Below are 26,345 nucleotides of genomic sequence, written 5' to 3'. Positions count from 1 at the left end.
GGCCCGACGCTGCTAGCTGAACTCGTCGCCGACGAGCCGCAGCAGGTCGGCGAGCTGGGCCTGCTGGGCGGGTGACAGCGAGTGCAGCCGTGCGCTCTCGGCGTCGACCAGGCTCAGCATGGCGGCATCGACCCGCGCGATGCCGTCCTCGGTCACGCGCACCAGAACACCGCGGCCGTCGCTCGGGTCGCCGTGGCGTTCGACGAGGCCGCGCTCGACCAGGCGGTCGAGTCGGTTCGTCATGGTGCCGCTCGTGACCATGGTCGCCGTGACGAGGTGCTTCGGGCTGAGCTGGAAGGGGTCGCCGGCCCGACGGAGGGCCGAGAGCACGTCGAACTCCCAGATCTCGAGGCCCGCATGGGCGAACGCCTCGCTGCGGATGCGGTCGAGGCGCCGCGACAGGCGGCGGAGGCGCGAGAAGACGTCGAGGGGTGCGAAGTCGATGTCGGGGCGCTCGCGGGCCCAGGCGTCGATGATCAGGTCGACTTCGTCGTTCGTGGCCACGGTGCTGCGTTCCCATCGGTCGGTTTCGGACTCCTCATCTTCGTCCACCTGCCGGTGAATCGTCCGCACGGGTCGCCGGGGCGACCCGGGTGGTGGGCTACTGGTACGTCACCAGGTCGGGCGTCGGCGACACGTCGGCCATGGTCTGCTCGGGCGAGAGCATCGGGGCGTCCTCGTCGTAGAAGTTCTTCCAGCCCCAGGCGACCCCGGCCGGAGCGCCGTCGTGCAGCGTGCGCCAGGTCGCCTGCTTGTCGGGCTGCGAGCCCTGGCCGTCGGCGTGGATCAGCGTGGCCAGCTCGGGCCGCGACGTGTCGATCGACGCCCGGTCGCGCAGCATGTCGAGTCGGAACTGGTGCAGCACGAACATCTTCGGGGGCAGACCCTTCGACGCCACGAGGTCGGCCAGCCAGGTCGACACGGCGTTCACCTCGCCCGCCTCGACGCCGCCGATCTGGCGCAACGGCACCTGGTCGGCCTCGAGGCGCCATTCGGGGTCGAGGGCCAAGCCGACGTTCGGCCGCGACAGCAGCGACTCGTAGCGCTTCGCCTGGCTGAGGAAGTCCGCCCGACCCGGCTGCAGGTCGATCACCACGTACTGCCCCGCGGCGGCGGCCGCGTCCACGTAGGGCTCGATGCTCTCGACCGACAGCTCGTTCGAGTAGTCGCCGTCGTCCCCGGCGGCACCGGCGGCGACCGTCGCGATGACCTCGAGCATCGGCACCACGGGGCGGTCGCTCGCCGCGTCGTAGCTCGCCGCGACGTCGGCGGCACGTTGCACGGTCGCGGCGACGTCCTGCTCGCCGAGGACGCCGAGCGCTCCGGTGCCGGGCGCGCCGTAGAGCGCCACGAACCGCCGGTCCGGGAAGAACCGTTGGCCGCCGCCGGGCAGCTGTGCCCCGGTCCGGGCCGCCGCGACCGACCACGCGGCGTCGCGCACGGTCGAGAAGGACGAGCCGATCAGGACGGTGTCGGTCGTCGTCGAGTCTTGCAGCGCGTCGATCGCCTCACCGGAGGCCTGCAGGTCGACGACCCCCTCGGGCAGGGCCTGGACCTCGGCCCCCGCGGCCCGCGCGGTGGCCGTGGCCGCGACGTCCTCGGCTCCGGCCACGACGGCGAGGACGTCGTCCAGGGGCGTCGCCGGGTCGGGCACGTCGACCGAGGACGCGCGGGTCGCGATCTCGACGCCCGCCCCGTCGATCGCCCCCACGTCACCGACCGCCAGCACGGTCTCGACGCCGAGCCGGTCGAGCTCGGCCGCCAGGACGGACGGCCCGGTCGTGGGGCTGTCGCTCGACGGGCCAGCGGACGGCGACGCCGCCGGCGCCCCCGCCGGGGCGAGCAGCAGGGGCACGCCTAGTCGCTCCGCCTCGTCGGCCGCCTCCGCCTGGCCCGCCGCGTCCCCGTCCGCGGCCAGGACCGCGACCGGACTGGAGGCGAACAGCGCCCGGCTGGCCTCGACCGCCCTGTCGGGGGCGGTGGCGCCGCCGACGACCGTGACCCGCGCCTCCTGCTGGTGGGTGACGAGGGCCGTGCGCCCGTCGGCGTCGTCGGTCGACGTGGACGTGCAGCCGGTCGCGGCCAGCAGGGCCACGGTGGCGAGCGACGCCGCCACGGTCAGGCGGCACGGGCGGGAGGGGACGCGGGATCGGCGGGTACGGGAAAGCACCGATCCACGGTAACCGCGACCGCCGACACGGGCGCGCCGACGGCTCAGCTCAGGACGTCCTTCGTGGTGAACCGGCCGAGTGCCAGGGCACCGAAGACCACGACGTAGCCGGCCTGCAGCAGGGCGTTGGCGCCGAACGAGTCCCACGAGACCGGGTCGCGCATGAGGTCGGCGAATCCCAGCCAGTGGTGCGTGAACAGCCAGGGGTCCAAGACGTCCAGTTGCGGCAGCGCATCGACGATCTGGGCGACGGTCGAGAGCACGATCGTGGCCGCCATGGCCCCGACGGGCACGCTCGTCAGCGTCGAGGCGAACAGGCCGATGGCGCTCAGGCCGAGCAGCGACATCGTGACGTAGAGCGCCATCAGCAGCAGCCTCAGGGCGTACTCGCCCAGGCCGATCGTCTGCCCGGAGAGCAGGGTGACCGGCCCGACCGGGAACAGCGCGGCCCCGGCGATCGCCCCGAACACGACCACCACGAGCGTGGCGGCGAGGCAGAACGCCGCGGCCGCCGCGAACTTGACGAGCAGGAGGCGCACCCGGCCCACCGGCGTCACCAGGAGGTACCGCAGGGTGCCGAGGCTCGCCTCGCCCGCGATCGTGTCGCCGGCGACGACGCCGACGGTCAGCGGGAGGAACAGCGGGATCGCCACCGTGAGGGCGGTGAGCGAGACGAAGAGGCCGTTCTGGGTGATGTCGCCGAGGAAGGCGGGCCCGCGACCACCGCCGCCGTCGGACGACGTGACGCGCACGGCGACCGCGAGCAGCACCGGGATGAGGGCCAGCGCGGCGAGCAGCGCGATCGTGCGGACGCGGCGGAAGAGCACCGCCAGCTCGCTGCCCAGCAGGCCGAGGCCGAGCGCGCTCCGGGGGCGGTCGACGGTGGGGGCGGCGTCGGGACGCGCGCCCGTGGACTCAGCCGGCGACATCGAAGCCCTCCCCGGTCAGGTCGACGAACCGGTCCTCGAGGCTGGCGCCGGCCACCTCGAACCCGCGGACGCGCACGTCCGCGGCGACGAGCGCCGCGACGACCGACTCGGGCGAGAGCCCGTCGACCGCGAGTTCCGCCTCGACGCCGACCGCACCACCCGCGGTCGCGGGCGTCGCGTCGGGCCGTGCCCGTGCCTCCGGGGAGAGCCCCAGGCGGACGAGCACGTCGCGGGCGGCGTCCGGATCGGGCGTGAGCAGGCGGACCCGGTGCGTGCCGAGCGCGCGCAGGTCGTCGAGCGTGCCCTGGGTCAGCAGCCGCCCGGCGCTCATCACGCCGATGTGCGTGCACATCTGCTCGACCTCGCTGAGCAGGTGGCTCGAGACGAAGACGGTCGTGCCCTCGTCGGCCAGGGAACGGATGAGGGTGCGGACCTCGCGCGTGCCCTGCGGGTCGAGGCCGTTGCTGGGCTCGTCGAGCACCAGCAGGTCCCGCGGCATCAGCAGGGCGTTCGCGATGCCGAGGCGCTGCTTCATGCCGAGCGAGTAGGCGTGGGCCTTCTTCGACGCCGCGTGACCGAGGCCGACGCGGTCGAGGGCGGCGTCGACCCGGGCGCGTCGCGTCGAGGCCGGGGCGGAGCGGTCGCCCGAGTCGAGGCGGTGCAGGTTCGCACGGCCCGAGAGGAACGGGTAGAACGCCGGGCCCTCGACCAGGGCGCCGACGCGGGGCAGCACGCGGCGCAGGTCGTCGGGCATCGACCCGCCGAGCACCCTGATGTCGCCGCTCGATGCCGAGGTGAGCCCCAGCAACATGCGGATCGTGCTGGTCTTGCCCGAGCCGTTCGGACCGAGGAACCCGTAGACGCTGCCGTGCGGCACCGCGAGGTCGACTCCGTCGACGGCGCGCTGGCGTCCGAACTGCTTCGTCAGGCCCGTCGTCTCGACGGCGAACGCCCCTCGGGGTGCGTCGCCCACGGCGGGTGCCCGGGCGGCGGGGGTGTCGAGGCTCACCGGCCGGAGGTCACTGCCCGGCCACGGCGGCCTGCAGGGTCGAGGCGTCGACCGCCCCGGCGAACACCCGACCGTCGTCGGTCAGCAGGACGGACACCAGCGACGTCTCGAGTACCCGGCCACCGTCGACCTTCGTGGTCAGCTGGTCGAGCAGACCCTGGGCGTCGGCATCGGTCGACGAGGTGCCGTCGCTCGACCCGGAAGCCGGGGTGACCCCGACGATCGTGCTCCAGCCGGAGCCGATGACGGTCTTCTCGGCGTGCGCCGCGTCACCGTGCGACCGTCCGGAGGCGCCGGTCGGCACGGTCACGTCGGTCACGGTCGCGTCCGCCGGGGGAGTGAACGCGAAGACGGACGCCGCGGGGGCGCCGAAGTCGACCGAGGTGAAGCCGGCCGACAGCGCCGGATCGCTCTGCCCCTTCGCGGCGACGACCACCTTGAGCGGGACGCCGGTCTCGGCGTCGACGGTGAGGGTCGCGCTCGCGACGAGCGTCGAGGAGTCCTTCGGGGTCAGGACCACCTGGTACGCGTCGCGTCCGGCCACCCTCACGTCGGAGTCGGCCGTGACGGTCGTCGTGGGCTCGACCGACGACAGGACGAGGTCGGCCAGTTCGGCGGGCGTCTGCGGCACGGCGGTGCCGTCGGGGAGGGCGCTCGGCGTCGGGGTGCTCCCCTGGTCGGGCAGCGTCGCGTGCGTCGCTTCCTTCGTCTTCGAGTCGTAGGCCCACACGCTCGACCCGTCACGGATGACGTCCCGCTCGGCGAGCTGGTCGATCACCTGAACTCGCTGCTTCGTGGCGCCGTCGGCGTAGACCTTGGCCGTGTGGCTGCCGCTCAGAAGTTCGAGGGCGCCGGCGGCGTCGGACGACGATCCGCCGCCCGTGGCCTGGGCCGACACGTCGGGCAGCCCGAGGTCGGAGGTCTGCTCGACCGTGCCCGAGTAGGACGCGCCCGAGCTCGAGGCGGCGAGGGCCAGCACCTGCTGCGGCGTCTTGTCGGGCAGGTCGACGTCGGCCGTGGCCGAGACGGCGGGGACCACGATGCTCGCGGCGATGACGGCCACGGGGACGGCGGCGGCGGTGGCCCAGCGGGTGGACTTCTTCATGACGATCGCGACCTCTCACGCCGGGCCCCGAGCGGGTCGGCGATTGGGCAGGAGACTACGCGCGAAGCCTGGAGATCGCTGTCATCCTCGCCCCCGGTCGCTCGACGTCGAACGAGCCGTGCCGACGCCGGCCGGACGCCCCGGCGCGACCGTCCCGGTCAGAGCTCGACGACCTCGAACTCGAGCAGGTCGGCACCCGTCGCGACCGGCCCGCGCGGGGCGTCGCCGGATGCGGCGGGGCGGGCGTGGGCGGCCTTGGCGCCGTCGGCCGACCAGGCCGCGAAGTCCTCTTCGCTGCGCCAGGTCGTCACGACGAAGTAGCGGTCCTCGCCCTTGACGGGACGCAGCAGCTGGAACCCCTCGAACCCCTCCGCGCCGTCGACCGAGTGCTTGCGGGCGGCGAAGCGTTTCTCGAGCTCGGAGCCGGAGCCCTCGGGGACGTGGATGGCGTTGATCTTGACGACGGACACGACGGTGCCTTTCGGTGGGGATGGGAGGGGGAGCGGGGTGGGGAACGACGGGAGGCGCGGTGCGGTCGGCGGGACGGCCGCGCGTCAGGCGGTCTTCATGACGTTGGCCGTGAAGCCCTGCACCCGTTCGGCGAGTCCGGCCGAGCGGCGGGCGATCTGCTCGGGCGGGTTGAGGTGCGGGGGAGCGACCCGGATCAGCAGCGAGCAGGCGAGGTCTTCACAGATGTAGGTGCCGAGCGTGTTGCCGTTGAGCCCGGCCTCGCCGGCCTTGGGGGCGGTGAAGAGGCGTACCTGCGTGGCCGGCTGGGGTGAGTGGCAGAGCGAGCACATGGCGGCGATGCCGGGGCGCAGCGAACTGCTCGACGACCGGACGACGAGTCCGACGGGTCGGCCGTCCATCCAGTGGACGATGTAGCCGCGGTGATGGGCCTGCGGATCGCGCCAGCCGAGGAACTCGCGTTCCTCCCAGAGCATCTCGTGCAGTCCGGGGATCGGCAGGCGGTCGAGGTCGCCCGGCAGGGCGTTGACGAACGACTCGCGGATGTCGGTCTCGGTCAGCGGCTTCATGTTCTCCCTCGTGCCGTCGGGTCTCGTCAGCCTACGCGTCGGTCTAGCGTGGGCGCGTGACGATCCCGGAGGCCGACCGCGAGCTGATCGTCGCGCGTCGCCTCCGAGCCGCGGGCTGCGTCTTCGCCGAGGACGAAGCGCGCCTGCTGGTGGCCGCCGCCGACGCCGGAACCCGGCCCGACGCCGACGCCGGAACCGAGGCCGACGCCGACGCCGACGCTGACGCGCTCGAGTCGATGGTCGCCGACCGCGTCGCCGGACGACCGCTCGAGCAGATCCTCGGCTGGGCGGAGTTCGCGGGGCGGCGGATCGTCGTCGAGCCGGGCGTCTTCGTGCCCCGCCGCCGGACCGAGTTGGTCCTGGGGCAGGCCTCCGCGGCGCTCGTGGACGATGCGGCACCCGTGGCCGAGGGCGACGGTCCGGCGACCCGTTCCCCCGCCGTGCTCGAGCTCTGCTGCGGCGCCGCCGCCGTCGCGACCGTGCTCGCCGCCGAGCACCCCGGTCTCGACCTCTGGGCCACCGACCTCGACCCGGCCGCCGTGCACTGCGCCCGTCGCAACCTCGACGGGAGGGGGACCGTCGTCCGGGGAGACCTGTTCGACGGGCTGCCCCCGTCGCTGCGCGGCCGGTTCCGGGTGATCGCGGCGAATGCGCCCTACGTGCCGACCGGGGCGATCTCGTCCCTGCCGCCCGAGGCGCGCCTCCACGAGTCGTCGCTCGCCCTCGACGGCGGGGCCGATGGGCTCGACCTCCACCGACGGATCGCCGCCGAGGTCGGCGAGTGGCTGGCACCGGGCGGCACCCTCGTCCTCGAGACGAGCGAGCGTCAGGCTCCCGACACGCAGGAGGCGCTGGTCGCCGCGGGCCTGCGGGCCCGGGTCGTGCGCGACGACGAGGTCGACGGCACGGTCGTCGTCGCCGTCGCGCGGTGAGGCGGTCGGCCCCCGGCGCGGTGGTCCGTGACCGGACTCAGACGTCGGCCGGGGTGACGGAGTCGACGACCGGGGCGTCGGGGGTGCCCGAGATCTGGCAGGTCCACTCCGTCGCGGGGCGGCCGTCGGCGAGGTGGCCCATCGTGACGGTGGCCACCGCGCCCGTGGCGCTGTCGCGGACGTCGTCGGCCTCGTAGGCCCACACGTCGCCGAGGTACGGCAGGTCGGGGTACTGCTGACCGATCGCCGTGACGCACGCGTGCCAGGCAGGAGGCGCCTCCTGGGCCTGGGCCGTGGCGGGGGCGGGCGGCTCGGTCGTCGGGAGCGCGGTGGCGTCGGGCAGGGCCGTCGCGTCGTCCGAGACCGTGGGCGTGGGCGTCCGCGACGCCGCGGCCGTCGGGCCCGGGGACGAGGCCGGCGCGCCCCCGGCGCTCCCGGCGCACCCGGACACGAGCAGCACGAGGGCCAGGCCCGTGACGGCGAGGGCCGGGGCGGTTCGGTGGGACGGGCGGAGGCTGCGGGGCACGAGGGCTCCTCGAGGTGGGTGCGACACGGCGGGGTGTTGCACAGGGTAGCGAGTGGCCGGGCCGCCCACCACGCGCGACGCTGAGCCGACACGGAGGTTCGCCCGGCAGGCTGGTCGGATGACCGACACGGACAACCGCGAAAAGACCGCACTCGAACAGGCCATCAGCAAGGGCCAGGCGGGTGAGGGCGACATGAACAGCGTGCTCGCCGAGTTCGTCAACGCCCAGGTCGTCGTCGCCACGGCCACCGACGCGCAGGAGTCGCTGAACGACCTGCAGCCCGTGCTCTTCGACCGCGAGGGCGTGCCCATGCTGGCCGCCTTCACCCACGTCGACATGATCGGCGAGCAGGTCAGGGGCGTCGCCGAGTTCTCGGCGACCCTCCCGGCGGCCGAACTCGTCCAGGCCATCCCGGCCGAGACCGGCCTCGTCGTCAACCCGGGCAACCGCGAGGGCTTCGAGATGCTGCCCGAGGGCGTCGCCCAACTGGCGGACGACGTGCGCAAGCTCGTCGCCGAGCACGAGGCGGCCGGTTCGCCCGAGCCCGGGCAGCCCTCCCGCGCCGTCTGACGCACCCGCACGACCCCACGACGCCCCGACCGAACCCGGTCGGGGCGTCCGTCGTCGTCCGGGTGGCCCGGATCGCGTGAGATCCCGAAACCTGCGTGTCACACGACGACGCTAGGCTGGCGCCACAATCGAACATCGGGCCACGAACACGTCGCGGGAGAGCCCCGGTGCGCAGAGACTGCGCCGACCGGGCACCGAAGGAGCAAGCTCCCCGCCAATCTCTCAGGTACGCGTACCGCGACGGACTGGCCACTCTGAAAAGCAGGAGGCGCGAGGCGGTCGACAGACCCCCTCGCCGGTCCTCGCCCACGGTGAAAACCGGCCTCGGCCGGTGAAGCTCTCAGGCCCATGACAGAGGGGGAGCCCCGACCGGCGGACCGCCGGACGGGGCTGCCCCGTCGTGCCCCATCCGCACGACACCGTTCCCGGCCGAGACACCTGGCGGCCGGTCCGTCCCTCTCAGGAGCACGATGTCCGACGCAGCCTCGAACCTTCCCGCCGCCCCCGGGCCCGACGACGACGACCTCGGCGGTGCCGACGCGTCCGCCGTGCTCGACGGCGACGTCGTCCTCTCCGACGACGGCACCGAGGGCATCGCCACCGGGCCGGGCGACGCCCACGACCTGACCGGTACCGACGAGCCCGACGAGCGCTACAGCCCGTTGCACGAGGTCCACGTCGCCGCCGGCGCCGTCTTCACCGACTTCGCGGGGTGGCAGATGCCGGTCCGCTACGACTCCGACCTCGCCGAGCACCACGCCGTCCGCACCGCCGCGGGGCTGTTCGACCTCTCGCACATGGCCGAGATCGCCGTGGTGGGGCCCGACGCCGGCGCCTTCCTCGACCACGCCCTGGCCGGCACCCTCTCGACCATCGCCGTCGGGCGGGCGAAGTACTCGCTCCTGCTCGCCGCCGAGGGCGGGATCGTCGACGACCTGGTCGTCTACCGCCTCGACGAGCACGACTTCCTGGTCGTGGCCAACGCGGGCAACCGCGAGGCGGCGTTCGCGGCATTGGCGACCCGCGCCTCCGGGTTCGACGTCACCGTGGACGACGAGAGCGACGACACCGCGCTGATCGCGGTCCAGGGGCCCGAGAGCGAGGGCATGCTCGACGAACTCGTCACGGCCGACCGCCTCCAGCCCGACGCCCCGCTGTCCACGCTGCGGTACTACCGCGTGCTGCAGGCCACCTTCGACGACGCCCCCGTGCTGATCGCGCGCACCGGGTACACCGGCGAGGACGGCTTCGAGCTCTACGTCGACCCCGAGACCGCCCCGTCGCTGTGGGCCGCGATCGCCGAGGCCGGCGGACCCCGGGGGATCGTCCCCGCGGGGCTGGCCAGCCGCGACACGCTCCGTCTCGAGGCCGGCATGCCGCTCTACGGCCACGAACTCGGCCTCGACGTCCGCCCCGACCAGGCCGGGCTCGGCCGGGTCGTCGACACCTCGAAGGACTTCGTCGGGCGCTCGAACGTCGAGCCCGCCGCCGGCGCCCGCGTCCTCGTCGGACTGACGCTCACCGGGCGCCGGGCCGCCCGGGCGGGCTACCCGGTCGTCACCGACGACGGCACCGTCGTCGGCGAGGTCACGAGCGGCGCGCTGTCGCCCACCCTCGGCCACCCGGTGGCCATGGCCTACGTCGACCCCGACGTCGTCGACCGCGGTCCCGCCCTGGCCGTCGACGTCCGCGGCACCGCCGTCGCCGCCACCGTCGTCCCGCTGCCCTTCTACAAGCGCTCCTAGGCACCCCCTCCCTCGAAAGGACCGGCCATGACCGATCTCACCGCACTGAAGTACACCGCCGAGCACGAGTGGCTCCTGATCGACGGCGACACCGCCACCGTGGGCATCACCGACTACGCCGCCGACAAGCTGGGCGACGTCGTCTACGTCGACCTGCCCGCCGAGGGCACCGAGGTCGAGACCGGCACGGTCGTCGGCGAGATCGAGTCGACCAAGTCGGTCGGCGAGCTGTTCGCCCCCGCGCTCGGCACGGTCCTCGAGGCCAACCAGGCCGTCGTCGACAGCCCCGACCTCGTCAACAGCGACCCGTTCGGCGACGGCTGGCTCATCAAGATCACCCTGTCGTCGACCGACGGCCAGGGCCTGCTCTCGCGCGACGAGTACGTCGCGCTGACCGCCGAATGAGCGCCGAGCAGACGGGCGGGTCCGTCTTCGGCGGCTGGTCCGACCAGGTCGCCACCGGCTTCGTCGACCGCCACGTCGGCACCACCCCGGACGACCAGGCGACCATGCTCGCCGCCGTGGGGCACGACAGCGTCGAGTCGCTCGTCGCGGCCGCCGTGCCCGACGCGATCCACGCCGCGCCCGTCGAGGGCAGCGTGCTGCCCGAGCCGATCGGCGAAGAAGAGGCGCTCGCCGAGTTGCGGGCCCTCGCGGGGCGCAACCGCGTCTCGCGCAGCCTCCTCGGTCTCGGGTACTACGACACCGTCACCCCGGCCGTCATCCAGCGCAACGTGCTCGAGAACCCCAGTTGGTACACCGCCTACACGCCGTACCAGCCCGAGATCTCGCAGGGTCGACTCGAGGCCCTCATCAACTTCCAGACGATGGTGGCCGAGCTGACCGGGCTCTCGACCGCCAACGCGTCGATGCTCGACGAGGGCACGGCCGTCGTCGAGGGCATGCTGCTGGCCCGCCGTGCGTCCAAGGCGAAGACCGACGTCTTCGTCGTCGACAGCGACACCTTCCCGCAGACCAAGGCCCTGCTCGCCGGCCGCGCCGAGGCCGTCGGCATCGAACTCGTCGAGCTCGACCTCTCGGTGCTCGACCCCGCCGAGCTGCCCGAGTCGTTCGGCCTCTTCGTCCAGTACCCCGCGGCGTCCGGGTCCGTCTGGAGCCCGCGTGCCGTCGTCGAGGCGGCCCACGCCCAGGGCGGTCTGGCCGTCGTCGCCGCCGACCTGCTCGCGCTCACGCTGATCGAGGCACCCGGCGAGTTCGGGGCCGACGTCGCCGTGGGCACCAGCCAGCGCTTCGGCGTGCCGATGGGCTTCGGCGGTCCGCACGCGGGCTACATGGCCGTCCGCACGGGGCTCGAGCGTCAGCTGCCCGGGCGCCTGGTCGGGGTCTCGCAGGACGCCGTCGGGCAGCCCGCCTACCGCCTCAGCCTGCAGACCCGCGAGCAGCACATCCGTCGCGAGAAGGCCACGTCGAACATCTGCACCGCACAGGTGCTGCTCGCCGTGATGGCGTCGATGTACGCGGTCTACCACGGCCCCTGGGGGCTGCGGCACATCGCGACGCGCGTGCACGGCCACGCCTCCGACCTGGCGGCCGCGATCGGGGCGAGCGAGCTCGAGCTCGAGCGGGACTCGTTCTTCGACACCCTTCAGGTCTTCGTCCCGGGTCGGGCGGCCGAGATCGTCGCCGCGGCACACGCTCGGGGCTACCTGCTGCACGCCGTCGACGACGACTGCGTCCGTCTCTCGTTCGACGAGACCACGACGCGGGACGACGTCCGGGTCGTCGCCGAGGTGCTCGGCGTCGAGCTGCTCGACGATGCCGCACCCTCGGGCCTGCAGGAGGCGCTGCTGCGGACGAGCGACTACCTCACGCACCCGGTCTTCCGCACCCACCGCAGCGAGACCAGCATGATGCGCTACCTCAAGCACCTGGCCGACAAGGACTACGCGCTCGACCGCGGGATGATCCCGCTCGGCAGCTGCACGATGAAGCTCAACGCGGCGACCGAGATGGCCGCGGTCACCTGGCCCGAGTTCGCCGGCGTGCATCCGTTCGCCCCGGCCGACGACGTGGCGGGGTACCTCGACCTGATCGGTCAGCTCGAGGGATGGCTGGCCGAGGTCACGGGCTACGACACGGTCTCGCTGCAGCCCAACGCCGGCAGCCAGGGCGAACTCGCGGGTCTCCTCGCGATCCGCGGTTACCACCTGTCGAACGGCGACGGCGAGCGGACGGTGTGCCTGATCCCGCAGAGCGCGCACGGCACGAACGCGGCCAGCGCGGTGCTCGCGGGCATGCGCGTCGTCGTGGTGGCCTGTGACGCGGGCGGCAACGTCGACCTCGACGACCTGCGCGCCAAGGTCGAGCAGCACGCGGCCCAGCTCGCGGCGCTCATGATCACCTACCCGTCGACGCACGGCGTGTACGAGCACGACATCGTCGCCCTCACCGACGCCGTGCACGCGGCCGGAGGCCAGGTCTACGTCGACGGGGCGAACCTCAACGCCCTGCTCGGGGTGGCGCGCTTCGGTGACTTCGGCGGCGACGTCTCGCACCTCAACCTGCACAAGACCTTCTGCATCCCGCACGGTGGGGGCGGTCCGGGCGTGGGTCCGGTCGCGGCCAAGGCCCACCTCGCGCCCTTCCTGCCCGGTCACCCGATGGCCCAGCAGGCCGACCGTCGCACGGGTTCGGCCCCCGCGGCCGAGGGGGACCGTCTCGCCCACGCCGGCGTGCCCGTCTCGAGTGCTCCGTACGGGTCGCCGAGCATCCTGCCGATCAGCTGGGCCTACGTGCGCATGATGGGCACCGAGGGCCTCACCCGGGCGACCGGGGCGGCCGTCCTGGCGGCCAACTACGTCGCCGCCCGCCTCCGCGAGCACTTCCCCGTGCTGTACGCGGGCGAGAACGGCCTCGTCGCGCACGAGTGCATCCTCGACCTGCGGCCGTTGCGCGACGCGACCGGGGTCACCGTCGACGACGTGGCCAAGCGCCTCATCGACTACGGCTTCCACGCCCCGACCATGTCGTTCCCCGTCGCGGGAACCCTCATGGTCGAGCCGACCGAGAGCGAGGACCTGGCCGAGATCGACCGCTTCGTCGACGCGATGATCGCGATCAAGGGCGAAGCCGACGCCGTGGCGGCTGGTCGGTACACCGCCGAGTCGAGCCCGTTGCGCGGTGCGCCCCACACGGCCGAGTCGGTCGTCGTGGGCGAATGGACCGCCGAGTACGGCCGCGAAGAGGCCGTGTACCCGGTCCGCTCGCTCGTGCGCAGCAAGTACTGGCCGCCGGTGCGTCGCATCGACCAGGCCTACGGTGACCGCAACCTGTTCTGCAACTGCCCGCCGGCCGAGGCGTTCGCCTAGATCGCGTCGGGCGCCGACCGCGCCTCGGACGGGAAACCGCCAGCACCCGATCCCGTCGAGTGCTGGCGGTTCCCTCTGGGTCCCTCGGGCGTCGGCCGCCGAGTGTCGCGGAGGGCGTTCACGTAGCGGCGACCGTCCCGATCGACGCCCGGGGGACAGCTCACGCTGTGTGGCTAGCTCGGGGTGCTCCGACCCGTGGATCCATCAGACTCGCCCCCCGAACGAGTGTCAAGACCCAGTTCCGCCCGCGAGCGTCCCCGGCGTTCCGTCCCGGTGCGTCAGGACGGGAGCCCGAAGAGGGTGGGGAAGGTCATGGCGGCCCACGGGTAGCCCACGAAGACGGCCGCGTCCATCAGGACGTGCGCGACGACGAGTGGCAGCACCCGGCCGAATCGTACGTAGAGCCAGCCGAAGGCGACGCCCATGACCACGTTGCCGACGAAGGCGCCGAACCCCTGGTAGAGGTGGTAGCTGCCGCGGAGCACGGCCGCCGTCACGATGATCGACCACGTGCGCCAACCGAGGTCGCGGAGGCGCGCGAAGAGGTAGGCGACGACGATCACCTCCTCGGTCACCCCCGCGCGCACCGCCGAGAGCAGCAGCACGGGGACGGTCCACCAGTGCTCGCCGAGGTTCGTCGGCACGACGGTGACCGTCAGGTCGAGCGCCTTGCCCACGAGGTAGAGGCCGATGCCGGGGATGCCGATGGCGAGGGCCAGCCCGACGCCGCCGAGGGTGTCCCGTCCGGCACGCGAGAAGTCGACGCCGAGACGTCCCAGGTGGGGTCGTTCCTCGCGCCACAACAGGAAAGCCACGAGCACCACCGGCACGAGGTCCACCGCGACGCCGAGCACCTGGTAGGCGAGGTCGAAGAACTCCCGACTGCTCAGAGGTGAGTTCAGCGTGGCCGTCTGCTGCGAGAGGGCGGTCTGCTGGGTGAGCCGGTTCACGATCGAGAGCACCGAGTACACGGCCGACGCGCCGAGAGAGAGGCCGAGGACGATCGCGATCTCGACCCGGAGGCGCGCTCGGGTCATCGGGGCCGGGCGCGGTGCGAGGGCATCGCGTGGTGTCACGGCGGAGGCGGGGTCCTGGGGGCGGCTCACGGGGGCGATCGTACGGGACCGGCGTGGGTGGGCCGACCCGCGCCTCCTGCCGTGGCGGAGAACAATACCTGCCAGGTGGCGGATTTCTCGCAGCCGATTCATGCGAACTTCAGGCCCCACACGCAACGAACCGGGTGCCGACGCAACGATCCGGCGAGTTGGTTTCCGTCGTGTAACCGTTGACGTCGGGGTTTGGTGATGCCCGAACGGGGTGCCTAGGCTCACACCATCCAACGCGGCACGGCCCCTGGGCACAGTGCTGCGTCCTTTCCCGCATCAGGAGGAACATTGAAGAAGACGCGCATGGGCCTGTCGGCCGTCGCCGTCGTGGGGACGGCAGCACTCGTCCTCACCGGTTGCGCCAGCGGCAGCGGGGACGACGACACGTCGTCCGGTGACGCTACCGCGATCATCAAGACGAACGGCACCGAGCCCGAGAACCCGCTCGTCCCGTCGAACACCACCGAGACCGGTGGTGGCCGCATCGTCACCTCGATCTTCGCCGGTCTCGTCAGCTACAACGCCGACGGCACCACCAAGAACGAGGTGGCCGACAGCATCGAGAGCGACGACGCCACCGTGTGGACCGTCACGCTCAAGGACGGCTGGAAGTTCACCGACGGCACCGACGTCACGAGCGAGTCGTTCACGAAGGCCTGGAACTGGGCGGCGAGCTTCGACAACGTCGCGAACTCGTCCGGCAGCTCGTTCTTCGAGAACTTCAAGGGCTACAGCGACACCGAGCAGAGCGACCTCGACCTCACCGTCGAGAGCCCGACCGAGTTCACGGTGACGCTCAACACCCCCGAGGCCGACTTCCCGCTGCGCCTCGGCTACTCGGCCTACTCGCCGCTGCCCGAGTCGTTCTACGCCGACCCCGCCGCGTTCGGCGAGAACCCGGTCGGCAACGGCCCGTACATGCTCGACGGTGAAGGCGCCTGGACGCACAACCAGGGCATCAAGCTCAAGACGAACCCCGACTACGACGGCAACCGCAAGCCGAAGAACGGCGGGCTCGACATCAACTTCTACACCTCGCTCGACTCGGCCTACGCCGACGTGCAGGGTGGCAACCTCGACGTGCTCGACCAGATCGGCCCGGCGGCGTTCCAGACGTACCAGAGCGACTTCCCCGACACGAACGTCAACCAGCCCGCCGCGGTCTTCCAGGGCATGACGATCCCGCAGTACCTCGCTCACTTCGGTGACGACGAAGAGGGCGACCTGCGTCGTCAGGCCATCTCGATGTCCATCAACCGCGACGACGTCACGAAGGTCATCTTCCAGGGCACGCGGACGCCGGCCAAGGACTTCACCTCGCCCGTCATCCCCGGTTACACCGACGAGCTCGAGGGTGAGAGCGTCCTCTCGTTCGACGCCGACAAGGCCAAGGACCTCTGGGACCAGGCCGACGCGATCTCGCCCTACGGCGACACCACGTTCACCATCGGCTACAACTCCGACGGTGGACACCAGGAGTGGGTGGACGCGGTCACCGCGAACATCTCGAAGACGCTGGGCATCAAGGCCGAGGGCAAGCCCTACCCGACCTTCGCCGAGTTCCGCACCGACGCCTCGGGTGGTGCCATGACCGGCGCCTTCCGTTCGGGTTGGCAGGCCGACTACCCGTCGCTGTACAACTTCCTGTACCCGACGATGGCCACCGACGGCAGCTCGAACGACGGCAAGTACTCGAACCCCGAGTTCGACGACCTGCTCGCCGAGGGCAGCGCCGCGAGCGACGTGGACGACGCGAACGCCTCGTACCAGAAGGCCCAGGAGGTCCTGCTCAAGGACCTGCCGATCATCCCGCTGTGGTACGCGAACGTCAACGGCGTCTGGGCCGACACGGTGAGCAACGTCGAGTACGGCTGGGACTCCGTGCCGATCTACGAGAACATCACCAAGTAACCAAGTAAGGTCGTCGCTCACGCGCTCGACCGACGCTCGACGGGGTCCGGGCAGTGTTCGCACTGTCCGGACCCCTTCGGCGGGCCCACCCACCTCTCCCTCCACACGATTGCGATAACGATGCACGCGCAGACGTCCGAGGAAGCCTGATGCTCTGGTACACCGGACGCCGGCTCCTCCAACTGATCCCCGTCTTCTTCGGGGCGACGTTCCTCATCTACTTCATGGTCTTCGCGCTGCCCGGTGACCCCGTGGCGGCGCTGTTCGGCGACAAGACCCCGTCGCCGGCCGTCATCGAGGCCATCCGCGCCGAGTACAACCTCGACCAACCGTTCATCGTGCAGTACCTGCTGTACATCGGCGGCCTGTTCACCGGCGACCTCGGCACGACCTTCTCCGGGCGCCCCGTGGTCGACGAGCTGATCCGCGCGTTCCCGATCACGTTCCGGCTCGCGATGCTCGCCCTGCTCTTCGAGGCCGTCGCCGGCATCGTCGTGGGCCTGATCGCCGGGCTCCGCAAGGGCAAGCTCTTCGACACGAGCGCCCTCGTCGTCAGCCTGCTGCTCATCTCGGTGCCGACGTTCGTCATCGGCTTCCTGCTGCAGTACGTCTTCGGCATCCAGCTCGGCCTGTTCCGCACGACGGTCAGCTCGCAGGCGCCCTGGGACGAACTCGTCCTGCCGGCCATCGTGCTCGCCTCGGTGTCGTTCGCGTACATCGTCCGCCTGACCCGCGCCTCCGTGTCCGAGAACTCGAGCGCGGACTTCGTGCGCACCGCGTCGGCGAAGGGCCTCACCCGTGGCCGCGTCGTCACGGTGCACATCCTGCGCAACTCGCTCGTCCCCGTGGTCACCTACCTCGGCGTCGACATCGGTTCGCTGATGGTCGGTGCCATCGTCACCGAGGGAATCTTCAACATCCAGGGCGTCGGCGGAACCGTCTACCGGGCGATCACGCTCGGCGAGGGCCCCACCGTCGTCTCGTTCGTCGCCGTGATGGTGATCATCTTCATGATCGCCAACCTCCTCGTCGACCTGCTGTACGCCCTTCTCGACCCGAGGATCCGCTATGCCAAGTAACGACTCGTCGGCGTTGTCCGCCGACCACTTCGTCGCCGATCTCGACGAGACGCCCGTCAAGGCCGTCGACGCGATCGACGAGTCCGAGAAGCCCCGCAGCAGCTGGAACGACGCGTGGGACGCCATGAAGCGTCGCCCGACGTTCTGGATCGCGGCGTTCCTCATCGTCGTCGTCATCATGGTGGCGCTCTTCCCCGGGCTGTTCACCAGCGTCTCGCCGACGGCCGCCGACCTGCCCCGCAGCAACGAGGGCCCGTCGGCCGGTCACCTGCTCGGTTTCACCTTCCAGGGAACGGACGTGTTCGCCCGCATCGTCTGGGGCACCCGTGCCTCGTTGACCGTCGGACTGCTGGCGACGATCATCGTCACGATCGTCGGCATCGTCATCGGGTCGCTCGCCGGGTTCTACGGCGGATGGCTCGACGCGATCGTCTCGCGCCTGGGCGACATCTTCTTCGCGATCCCCACCGTCCTCGGTGCCATCGTGTTGATGTCCATCCTGCCGACCAGGACGCCCCTCACCGTGGCCCTCGTGCTGTCGGTGTTCGCCTGGCCCCAGATCGCGCGCGTCATGCGTGGTTCGGTCCTCAGCGCCCGGGCCGCCGACTACGTCACGGCCTCCGCGGCGCTCGGCGTGTCCCGCTTCCGCATCCTGGTCCGACACGTCGTGCCGAACGCCATCACCCCGGTCATCGTCGTGGCGACCGTCTCACTCGGCACGTTCATCGTGGCCGAGGCGACGCTGTCGTTCCTCGGCATCGGGCTGCCGCCGAGCACCATGTCCTGGGGCAACGACATCAACGCCGCACGCAACTCGCTCCGCGTCGCGCCGATGCCCCTCTTCTGGCCCGCAGCGGCGTTGTCCGTGACGGTGCTGTCGTTCCTCCTCATGGGCGACGTCGTGCGCGACGCCCTCGACCCGAAGGCGAGGGCACGTCGATGACCGACACCTCAACCCGACCCGAGACGGCGGGCACCGCGTCGTCCTCGACGCCCCTGCTCGAGATCAAGGGCCTGAAGATCGGCTTCAAGACGCAGGCCGGGTACGTCGACGCCGTGCGCGGGGTCGACCTGACGATCCGCCAGGGCGAGAGCCTCGCGATCGTGGGCGAGTCCGGCTCGGGCAAGTCGACGACCGCCACGTCGATCATCGACCTGCTGCCCGGCACGGGAGAGGTCACCGGCGGCCAGATCCTCTTCGAGGGCAAGGACCTCACGAAGGTCAGCGCGTCCGAGATGCAGGCCATCCGTGGTCGCGACATCGGCTACGTGCCGCAGGACCCCATGTCGAACCTCAACCCCGTCTGGAGCATCGGCTTCCAGGTCGAGGAGGCCATCCGGGCGAACGGCGTCGCGACCGGCAAGCAGGCCGTGCGCCAGCGAGCCATCGACGTCCTGAAGGAGGCCGGGCTCAACGACGCGGGCGAGCGCCTCAAGCAGTTCCCCCACCAGTTCTCGGGCGGCATGCGCCAGCGTGTGCTGATCGGCATCGGCCTGTCGTCGCGGCCCAAGCTCCTGATCGCCGACGAGCCCACCTCGGCCCTCGACGTGACCGTCCAGCGCCGCATCCTCGACCACCTCGAGACCCTGACCCGCGACTACGGCACCTCGGTGCTCTTCATCACGCACGACCTCGGCCTCGCCGCCGAACGGGCCGAGAAGCTCGTCGTCATGTACAAGGGTCGCGTCGTCGAGTCGGGGCCGTCCAAAGAGATCCTCGCCAATCCTCAGCACCCCTACACGCAGCGACTCGTCGCCGCCGCTCCTTCGCTGGCCAGCCAGCGCATCCAGTCGAGCATCGCACCCACGCACTCCCACGGGCTCGCGATCTCCGACGAAGGCGCCGACGACGCCGAGCTCATCGCTCGCGCCCGTCAGCGCGAGGAGGCCGGCAAGAAGGACTCCGAGTACATCTCGGTGACGAACCTGTCCAAGGTCTACAAGATCCGCCAGGGCGGCTTCAAGACGACCGAACTCCGGGCCGTCGACGACGTGTCCTTCTCGATCCCGCGGGGCACGACGATGGCACTCGTGGGCGAGTCCGGTTCGGGCAAGTCGACCGTGGCCAAGCTCGTGCTCCAGCTCGAGTCGATCACCTCGGGCACCGTCGCGGTCGGCGGCCAGAGCGTCGGGGCGCTGAAGGGCCGCGAGCTCTTCGACTTCCGTCGTCGCGTCCAGCCGGTCTTCCAGGACCCCTACGGTTCGCTCGACCCGATGTACAGCGTGGGCAACACCATCGCCGAACCGCTCGTCACGCACGGCATCGGCGACCGGGCCAGCCGTCAAGCCCGCGTCCGCGAGTTGCTCGACCAGGTGTCCCTGCCCGCGTCGACGGTCAACCGGTACCCGAACGAGCTCTCCGGTGGTCAGCGCCAGCGCATCGCCGTCGCTCGGGCGCTCGCCCTCAAGCCCGACGTCATCGTCCTCGACGAGGCGGTCTCGGCACTGGACGTCCTCGTCCAGGGGCAGATCCTCGACCTGCTCACCGACCTGCAGACCGAACTCGGGCTGACCTACCTCTTCATCACGCACGACCTCGCCGTCGTCCGCCTCATCGCGGACAACGTCAGCGTCATGCAGAAGGGTCGCGTCGTCGAGGCCGGCACCACGGACGAGATCTTCGCCAACCCCACGAAGCAGTACACGCGTGAACTGCTCGAGGCGATCCCCGGCGCGAGCTTCGAGTTCGGCCGGTAGTCGACCCGCGCCTCCTGGTGTCGAAGGGGCCCCTCCGCCGTGCCGAGAGCACGGCGGAGGGGCCCCTTTACCACGTGCCGTAGACTGTTCCCGCCGGGCTCCGACCCGACCACTTCCCCCTCTCTCTTCTCGTAAGGAATACATCCATGGCGACTGCCATCCGCAGCGACCTGCGCAACGTGGCGATCGTGGCCCACGTCGACCACGGCAAGACGACCCTCGTCGACGCCATGCTCAAGCAGACCAACTCGTTCGACGCGCACTTCGACACCGAAGACCGCATGATGGACGGCAACGAGCTCGAGCGCGAGAAGGGCATCACGATCCTCGCGAAGAACACCTCGGTGCTCTACAACGGTGCCCACGCGACCGACGGCCCCATCACCATCAACGTCATCGACACCCCCGGCCACGCCGACTTCGGCGGCGAGGTCGAGCGCGGCCTGTCGATGGTCGACGGCGTCGTGCTGCTCGTCGACGCGTCCGAGGGCCCTCTGCCCCAGACGCGCTTCGTGCTGCGCAAGGCCCTCGCGGCCAAGCTGCCCGTCATCCTGCTGGTCAACAAGACCGACCGCCCCGACGCGCGCATCGACGAGGTCGTCGCCGAGAGCCAGGACCTCCTCCTCGGTCTCGCCAGCGACCTGAGCGAAGAGGTCGACGACCTCGACCTCGACGCCATCCTCAACGTCCCTGTGGTCTACGCCTCGGGTCGCAACGGCGCCGCGTCGACGAACAAGCCCGACGACGGCTCGCTCCCCGACAACCCCGACCTCGAGCCCCTCTTCGAGGCGATCCTCACGCACGTGCCGGCACCGCGCTACGACGACGAGCACCCCCTTCAGGCGCACGTCACCAACCTCGACGCCTCGCCGTTCCTCGGTCGTCTCGCGCTCCTCCGCGTCTTCCACGGCACCCTGCAGAAGGGCCAGACGGTCGCCTGGGTCAAGTCCGACGGCTCCGTCCAGAACGCACGGATCACCGAGCTGCTGATCACGAAGGCCCTCAGCCGCTACCCCGCCGAGAGCGCGGGCCCCGGCGACATCGTCGCCGTCGCCGGCTTCGACACCATCACCATCGGCGAGACGCTGTCCGACCCGGACGACGTGCGCCCGCTGCCGACCATCACGGTCGACGACCCGGCCATCTCGATGACCATCGGCACGAACACCTCGCCGATCATCGGCAAGGTCAAGGGCCACAAGCTGACCGCCCGCATGGTCAAGGACCGCCTCGACCGCGAACTCGTCGGCAACGTCTCGCTCAAGGTCCTCGACGTCGGACGTCCCGACGCGTGGGAGGTCCAAGGTCGCGGCGAGCTCGCGCTGGCCATCCTCGTCGAGCAGATGCGCCGTGAGGGCTTCGAGCTCACCGTCGGCAAGCCGCAGGTCGTCACGCGTCGTGACGAGAACGGCAAGCTCCAGGAGCCGTTCGAGCACATGACCATCGACGTGCCCGACGAGTACCTCGGCGCCGTCACGCAGCTCATGGCCGCCCGCAAGGGCCGCATGGAGAACATGGCGAACCACGGCTCGGGCTGGGTCCGCATGGAGTTCATCGTCCCCTCGCGCGGCCTGATCGGCTTCCGCACGCAGTTCCTCACCGACACGCGCGGCACCGGCATCGCCAACGGCATCAGCCACGGCTACGGCCCCTGGGCCGGCGAGATCTCGACCCGCACCAACGGCTCGATCATCGCCGACCGCTCCGGCGTGGTCACCCCCTTCGCGATCATCAACCTGCAAGAGCGCATGTCGTTCTTCGTGCAGCCGACCGAAGAGGTCTACGAGGGCATGGTCGTGGGCGAGAACTCGCGCGCCGACGACATGGACGTCAACATCACCAAAGAGAAGAAGCTGACCAACATGCGTCAGTCGACGGCCGACAACTTCGAGTCGATGACGCCCTCCAAGGTGCTCTCTCTCGAAGAGGCCCTCGAGTTCGCCGGTGACGACGAGTGCGTCGAGGTCACCCCCGACGCGATCCGCATCCGCAAGGTCGAGCTCGACGCCAGCGCCCGCCAGCGCAGCACCGCTCGCCTGAAGAAGCAGAACGCCTAAGCAGCACCGCTCCACCGCACCACCCATCGAGGAGGCGGTCCGCACCACTGCGGGCCGCCTCCTTCGTGCATCGTCGGCACGTTCCACGCCCGCCCTCAGCGACCGCGGTTAGCCTCGCGGGGTGCTGATGCAGAAGACGACCCTCGCCCGCTCCGCCGCCACGCTCGCGCTGGCGGCCGGCCTCGTGACCGGCCTCACCGCCTGCGGCGCGGGCTCGCCCGTCGACAACATCGTGGGTGGCGCGGTCGACAGCGGCATCGAGAGCCTCAAGGGCACGGCGCAGAAGGCCGTCGAGGACGCCGCCGGGGAGGCGCTGAACGGTGCCGGCATCACGACCGACGGCACCCTGCCCGCGAGTTTCCCGACCGAGGTCCCGCTCGTCCCCGGGACGACCCGCGGTGGGGGAGCCGGTCCCGACGGCACCGGCTGGGTGGCCCAGATCGCGGTCTCGGGTGCCGACCAGTTCACCGTCGCCCAACAGCAGCTCGAGGCCGCCGGGTTCACGGCCTCCGGGGTCGACACCGACGCCGAGAGCGGCTTCGGCACGTTCACGGGTTCCGCTTACCGCGTCGTGCTCACCGTCTCGACCGACAGCGAGGGCCGGGCGATCGCCACCTACGTCGTCACGTCCGTCTGAGCGACCGCGGCGCATCCCGACGGACTGTGCGAGTCCCGCGGGTCTCGGCGAGTCCCGGGGCCCGACGGTCGCGTCAGGCGAAGAGGGTCTCGCCCACCCAGCCGTCCTGGGACGCCCCCGGTGGAACGGCGAAGATGCCCGATCCGACGTGCTTCACGTACTCGTTCATCCGGTCGTTCCGCGACAGCGCCTGCTGGATGGGCACGTACTGCCGCCGCGGGTCCCGGTTGAAGGCGATGAAGAACAGCCCGGCGTTGAGGCGGCCGAGTTCGTCGTTGCCGTCGACGAAGTTGTAGCCGCGGCGCAGCAGCGTGGCCCCGTCGTTGTTCTGGGGGTGCGCCAGGGCGACGTGCGAGTCGGGTGCGATGGCCGGCCCGCCACCGGTCGGGGCGGACGCGGCGAAGTCGGGGGCCGTGAACTCGGTGCCGCCCGAGAGCGGAGCCCCCTCGCCCTTGTCCCGACCCACGACCGTCTGCTGCTCGGCCAGCGAGGCGTGGTCCCACGTCTCGATCGTCATGCGGATCTTGCGCGCGACGAGGTACGAGCCGCCGCTCATCCACCCGGCGCCGTCGGACGCGGTCGCCCAGACGCCGTCCTCCACCGCGGTGACGTCCTCGGCCTTGACGTTGGCCGTGCCGTCCTTGAAGCCGAAGAGGTTGCGGGGCGTCGTCTGGCCACGGGTCGTCGACGAGGTCCGACCGAATCCCAGCTGCGACCACCGCAGGGAGGCGCGGCCGAAGGCGATCCGCGAGAGGTTGCGGATCGCGTGCACCGCGACCTGCGGGTCGTCGCTGCAGGCCTGTACGCACAGGTCGCCGCCGCTCGCGGCCGCCACGAGCTGGTCGCCCGAGAAGTGGGGCAGGTCGACGAGGGCCGGAGGCCGCTTCGAGGCGAGCCCAAAACGGTCGGTGCCGTCGCTCGTGGTGAACAGCGACGGACCGAACCCGATCGTCACGGTCAGCCCGGCCGCGGGCAGACCCGTGGCCTCGCCCGTGTCGTCCGGAGGTGCCAGGGGGCTGCCGCCCGTGGCGCCCGTCGGGCTGACGTCGAGGCCGGCCGTCAGCCTCGACGCGGCGTAGCTCCAGTCCTTCAGCAGCTCGACGAGTTCGGCGCGGGAGACCCCGTCCGCGACGTCGAACGAGGCGAAGTGCAGGCGGTCCTGCGCGGCGGTGACGATGCCCGACTGGTGCCGACCGAAGAACGGGTACGACGGCGAGGCCCCGGAGGACCCATCGGCGTGGGCCTGCACGGCTCGGTCCGTGCCGATTCCGACCCCGAGGCCGAGGACGCCGGCTCCGACGCCCGTCCCGACGAGTCCCAGCAGACCGCGGCGCGAGAGGCCGCCTCCCTCCGTCACCGTCAGGCGACCAGCGCGGAGGTGAGCTCGCTGAGCGGCTCGCTGAGGGCGTTGACGGCATCCGACAGCTTCTTCTTGTCGGCGTCGGTCAGGTCGGTGTACGACGGGTACCCCGTGTCGAGGCTGCCGTACCCCGCGAGCAGCGTCTCGACCTTCGTCAGCCGGTCGTCGATGGAGGTCGCCAGCTCGGGGTCCTTCTGGTCGACGATGTCGCGCACGCCGTCGAACGCCACCCGGGCGCCCTCGAGGTTGCCCTGGAAGTCGTAGAGGTCGGTGTGCGACCAGATCTCTTCCTCGCCGGTGATCTTGCCGGTGGCCACCTCGTCCATCAGGCCGACCGCGCCGTTGGCGATCGCGTCGATCCCGACCGTGAAGTCGTCCGCGGTGACCTCGTCGTAGAGGTCCTTCGTGTCGCTCGTCAGCAGGCCGGCGTAGTGGGCACGTTCGTCGGCCGTCAGGGGGACGTACGCCGCGCCTCCGTTCTCGGACGCCGCGGGCTGCCAGAGGTCCTTCTCGATGCGGTGCCATCCGGTCCACTCGGTGCCGGCTTCGACGTCGGCCTCGCGGAAGTCGATCTTCGGGTCGAGGTCGCCGAACGACTCGGCCACCGGCTCGATGCGCTCGTAGTGCGCCCGCGCCGACGGGTAGAGCGACCGGGCCTTCTCGTCGTCGCCGGCGGTGTACGCGGCGAGGAACTCGTCGGTCGCCGTGACGAGCTGCCCGGTCTGGTCCTTCACGTAGCCCACGTACGCCGTCGCCGCGGCGTCGATCTGCTGCTTCTCGCTGCCCGTCGCCTCGACGGCCGCGCCCGAGTCGGTCACCGTGAAGGAGGCGCGGACGCCTTCTCCGACGAGTCCCGGGACGCAGGCGGTGTAGTAGTCGCCGGCCGGCACCGAGACCGTCATCGAGCCCGTCGTGCCGGGGCCGATGTTCTCCTTCTCGCTGATGATGCGGAGACCGTCGTCGGCGAGCAGTTCGAACTCGCTGTTGTCGCTGCCGGTGTTCGTCATGGTGAACGTGACGGGGCCGCTCGGGACCGAGGTGGTCGAGAGCGAACACGTGTCGTCGGAGCCGTCGACGGTCACGGCGGTGGCCGCGGAGGAGCCGGCGGGAGCGTTCGCGACGCAGCCGGTCAGGGCCAGCGCGAGGGCGGCGACGCCCGAGGCGACGGCGAGGGGGCGGAGGGGGCTGGCGATCATCGTGATGCTCCTGCGGTGCGGGGTGACGGGGTGGTCGAGGGGACGGACGTGCCGAGGGTCGCGGACGAGCCGGACGGGGTCGTGGTACCGGGTCGACGTCGGCGGGTCGCCCGCACGAAGAGGGGGACGACGACGGCGAGGTAGGCGAGCCAGACGACGACCTGCAGCCAGCTCGGCGTCGGGGTGAAGTTCACGAGCCCCTGGAGCAGGGTGCCGTACCAGCTGGTCGGCGGAACGGCAGCGCTCACGTCGAAGGCCAGGGAGGCGCGGCCCGGCAGCACGGACGCCTCCTGCAGGTCGCCCACCCCGTAGGCGAGGACGCCCGCCGCGACGACGACGAGGAAGTAGCCGGTCACCCGGAAGAACCGGGCGACGTCGAGGCGGACCACGCCACGGTAGATCGCCACCTGGACGGCGACCGCCGTGACGATGCCGAGGAGCGCACCCACCAGCGGCGTCGCGCCGCCGCCGGTCGACTGCACGGTGGCCCAGACGAAGAGAGCGGTCTCGATGCCCTCGCGACCGACCGAGAGGAAGGCCAGCGCGACGACCGCCCAGGCGCCGCCGCCGAGGGCTCGCTCGAGGCCCGACTCGAGTTCGCCGCGCAGGCCGCGCGCGGTGCGGGCCATCCAGAAGACCATCCAGGTCACGAAGCCCACGGCCACGATCGAGAGACCGCCGCCGATGATCTCCTGGGCCTGGAAGGTCAGCCCGTAGGTGCCGAAGGTGAGCACGGCGCCGAGGCCGAGCGAGAGGACGACCGCGGCGCCCACGCCCAGCCAGAGGCGGGGGAGGACGTCGCGTCGGCCGACCTTGACCACGTAGGCGATGAGGATGCCGACCACGAGAGCGGCCTCGAGGCCCTCTCGGAGTCCGATGAGGTAGTTGGCGAGCACGGGGACGGCTTTCTCGGGGGAGTGGAGCTCGTCGTCGAGCAGGATGGGGATCA

General features: G+C 71.3%; 23 protein-coding genes and 2 riboswitches. Of the genes, 11 read left to right on the top strand and 12 right to left on the bottom strand.

Annotated elements, in window-relative coordinates; translation table 11 throughout:
* Positions 1-12 precede the first annotated feature (12 nt).
* The 7 genes from ASL10_RS13260 to ASL10_RS13230 all read right to left on the bottom strand — a co-directional run bounded on the left by ASL10_RS13260 (position 13) and on the right by ASL10_RS13230 (position 6,250).
* Entirely contained in the window at positions 13-504 is a 492-nt protein-coding gene (locus tag ASL10_RS13260) for a MarR family winged helix-turn-helix transcriptional regulator (RefSeq protein WP_043596034.1), read from the bottom strand.
* Positions 505-601: 97 nt separating this feature from the next.
* Positions 602-2,170: a hypothetical protein gene (locus ASL10_RS13255; RefSeq protein ID WP_157485501.1), complete on the bottom strand. Its 1,569-nt coding sequence runs from the start codon at positions 2,168-2,170 to the stop codon at positions 602-604.
* Between the two features lie 44 nt (positions 2,171-2,214).
* Positions 2,215-3,099 (bottom strand): ABC transporter permease, encoded by an 885-nt coding sequence (locus tag ASL10_RS13250; protein WP_056048738.1) that lies wholly within the window; start codon positions 3,097-3,099, stop codon positions 2,215-2,217.
* Entirely contained in the window at positions 3,086-4,072 is a 987-nt protein-coding gene (locus tag ASL10_RS13245; RefSeq protein WP_056048734.1) for an ABC transporter ATP-binding protein, read from the bottom strand. The genes ASL10_RS13250 and ASL10_RS13245 overlap by 14 nt, the downstream gene beginning before the upstream one ends.
* A 46-nt stretch (positions 4,073-4,118) precedes the next feature.
* Positions 4,119-5,213 carry a sigma-E factor regulatory protein RseB domain-containing protein gene (locus ASL10_RS13240; protein WP_056048732.1) on the bottom strand — a complete coding sequence of 365 codons (1,095 nt, stop codon included), beginning with the start codon at positions 5,211-5,213 and terminating at the stop codon, positions 4,119-4,121.
* Positions 5,214-5,371: 158 nt separating this feature from the next.
* Entirely contained in the window at positions 5,372-5,683 is a 312-nt protein-coding gene (locus ASL10_RS13235; protein ID WP_056048729.1) for an antibiotic biosynthesis monooxygenase, read from the bottom strand.
* Positions 5,684-5,767: 84 nt separating this feature from the next.
* Positions 5,768-6,250: an FBP domain-containing protein gene (locus ASL10_RS13230; protein ID WP_056048726.1), complete on the bottom strand. Its 483-nt coding sequence runs from the start codon at positions 6,248-6,250 to the stop codon at positions 5,768-5,770.
* A 56-nt stretch (positions 6,251-6,306) separates the two neighbouring features.
* Between ASL10_RS13230 and ASL10_RS13225 the strand changes: the two genes are divergently transcribed.
* Positions 6,307-7,182, top strand: coding sequence for a putative protein N(5)-glutamine methyltransferase (locus ASL10_RS13225; protein WP_235452824.1), 876 nt, complete (start codon positions 6,307-6,309; stop codon positions 7,180-7,182).
* A gap of 37 nt (positions 7,183-7,219) precedes the next feature.
* Here ASL10_RS13225 and ASL10_RS13220 read toward each other — a convergent pair whose 3' ends face one another.
* Complete coding sequence (locus ASL10_RS13220; RefSeq protein ID WP_056048723.1) at positions 7,220-7,708, bottom strand: hypothetical protein; 489 nt, start codon at positions 7,706-7,708, stop codon at positions 7,220-7,222.
* Positions 7,709-7,826: 118 nt separating this feature from the next.
* Here ASL10_RS13220 and ASL10_RS13215 point away from each other — a divergent pair, with 118 nt between their 5' ends.
* The 4 genes from ASL10_RS13215 (at position 7,827) to gcvP (ending at position 13,353) form a co-directional block, all read left to right on the top strand.
* Complete coding sequence (locus ASL10_RS13215; RefSeq protein WP_056048721.1) at positions 7,827-8,279, top strand: SseB family protein; 453 nt, start codon at positions 7,827-7,829, stop codon at positions 8,277-8,279.
* Between the two features lie 144 nt (positions 8,280-8,423).
* A riboswitch (glycine riboswitch) is annotated at positions 8,424-8,527 on the top strand.
* A gap of 1 nt (position 8,528) precedes the next feature.
* A riboswitch (glycine riboswitch) is annotated at positions 8,529-8,641 on the top strand.
* 261 nt (positions 8,642-8,902) lie between these two features.
* Positions 8,903-10,024, top strand: coding sequence for a glycine cleavage system aminomethyltransferase GcvT (gene gcvT / locus ASL10_RS13210; RefSeq protein ID WP_056049212.1), 1,122 nt, complete (start codon positions 8,903-8,905; stop codon positions 10,022-10,024).
* 27 nt (positions 10,025-10,051) lie between these two features.
* A complete protein-coding gene (gene gcvH, locus ASL10_RS13205) occupies positions 10,052-10,429 on the top strand; it encodes a glycine cleavage system protein GcvH (RefSeq protein WP_056048718.1) in 378 nt (125 codons plus the stop codon).
* A gap of 104 nt (positions 10,430-10,533) precedes the next feature.
* Positions 10,534-13,353, top strand: a complete 2,820-nt coding sequence (gene gcvP / locus ASL10_RS13200) for an aminomethyl-transferring glycine dehydrogenase (RefSeq protein ID WP_056049209.1) — start codon at positions 10,534-10,536, stop codon at positions 13,351-13,353.
* Positions 13,354-13,631: 278 nt separating this feature from the next.
* Here gcvP and ASL10_RS13195 read toward each other — a convergent pair whose 3' ends face one another.
* A complete protein-coding gene (locus tag ASL10_RS13195) occupies positions 13,632-14,390 on the bottom strand; it encodes a CPBP family intramembrane glutamic endopeptidase (RefSeq protein ID WP_056048715.1) in 759 nt (252 codons plus the stop codon).
* Positions 14,391-14,747: 357 nt separating this feature from the next.
* Between ASL10_RS13195 and ASL10_RS13190 the strand changes: the two genes are divergently transcribed.
* From ASL10_RS13190 to ASL10_RS13165, 6 genes are all read left to right on the top strand, one after another.
* A complete protein-coding gene (locus tag ASL10_RS13190; RefSeq protein ID WP_056048711.1) occupies positions 14,748-16,370 on the top strand; it encodes an ABC transporter substrate-binding protein in 1,623 nt (540 codons plus the stop codon).
* 149 nt (positions 16,371-16,519) lie between these two features.
* Positions 16,520-17,449 carry an ABC transporter permease gene (locus tag ASL10_RS13185; protein ID WP_043595472.1) on the top strand — a complete coding sequence of 310 codons (930 nt, stop codon included), beginning with the start codon at positions 16,520-16,522 and terminating at the stop codon, positions 17,447-17,449.
* Positions 17,439-18,392, top strand: coding sequence for an ABC transporter permease (locus ASL10_RS13180; RefSeq protein ID WP_056048708.1), 954 nt, complete (start codon positions 17,439-17,441; stop codon positions 18,390-18,392). Before ASL10_RS13185 ends, ASL10_RS13180 begins: the two co-directional genes overlap by 11 nt.
* Positions 18,389-20,146 carry an ABC transporter ATP-binding protein gene (locus tag ASL10_RS13175; protein ID WP_056048706.1) on the top strand — a complete coding sequence of 586 codons (1,758 nt, stop codon included), beginning with the start codon at positions 18,389-18,391 and terminating at the stop codon, positions 20,144-20,146. Before ASL10_RS13180 ends, ASL10_RS13175 begins: the two co-directional genes overlap by 4 nt.
* Before the next feature lie 146 nt (positions 20,147-20,292).
* A complete protein-coding gene (gene typA / locus ASL10_RS13170; protein ID WP_043595466.1) occupies positions 20,293-22,203 on the top strand; it encodes a translational GTPase TypA in 1,911 nt (636 codons plus the stop codon).
* 127 nt (positions 22,204-22,330) lie between these two features.
* Complete coding sequence (locus tag ASL10_RS13165) at positions 22,331-22,840, top strand: hypothetical protein (protein WP_162234617.1); 510 nt, start codon at positions 22,331-22,333, stop codon at positions 22,838-22,840.
* A 73-nt stretch (positions 22,841-22,913) separates the two neighbouring features.
* On the opposite strand, the gene efeB is transcribed toward ASL10_RS13165, so the two are convergent.
* Genes efeB through efeU form a run of 3 tightly spaced genes read right to left on the bottom strand, consistent with a single transcriptional unit; the run spans position 22,914 to position 26,292 of the window.
* Entirely contained in the window at positions 22,914-24,203 is a 1,290-nt protein-coding gene (gene efeB, locus ASL10_RS13160) for an iron uptake transporter deferrochelatase/peroxidase subunit (protein ID WP_056049203.1), read from the bottom strand.
* Positions 24,200-25,396, bottom strand: coding sequence for an iron uptake system protein EfeO (gene efeO / locus ASL10_RS13155; protein WP_056048703.1), 1,197 nt, complete (start codon positions 25,394-25,396; stop codon positions 24,200-24,202). The genes efeB and efeO overlap by 4 nt, the downstream gene beginning before the upstream one ends.
* Entirely contained in the window at positions 25,393-26,292 is a 900-nt protein-coding gene (gene efeU, locus ASL10_RS13150; RefSeq protein WP_056048699.1) for an iron uptake transporter permease EfeU, read from the bottom strand. The genes efeO and efeU overlap by 4 nt, the downstream gene beginning before the upstream one ends.
* Positions 26,293-26,345 lie beyond the last annotated feature (53 nt).

The organism is Frigoribacterium sp. Leaf8 (assembly GCF_001421165.1).
GTDB lineage: Bacteria > Actinomycetota > Actinomycetes > Actinomycetales > Microbacteriaceae > Frigoribacterium.
The sequence above is the reverse complement of the archived record's forward strand: the minus strand, read 5'-3'. Positions and strand labels throughout refer to the sequence as shown.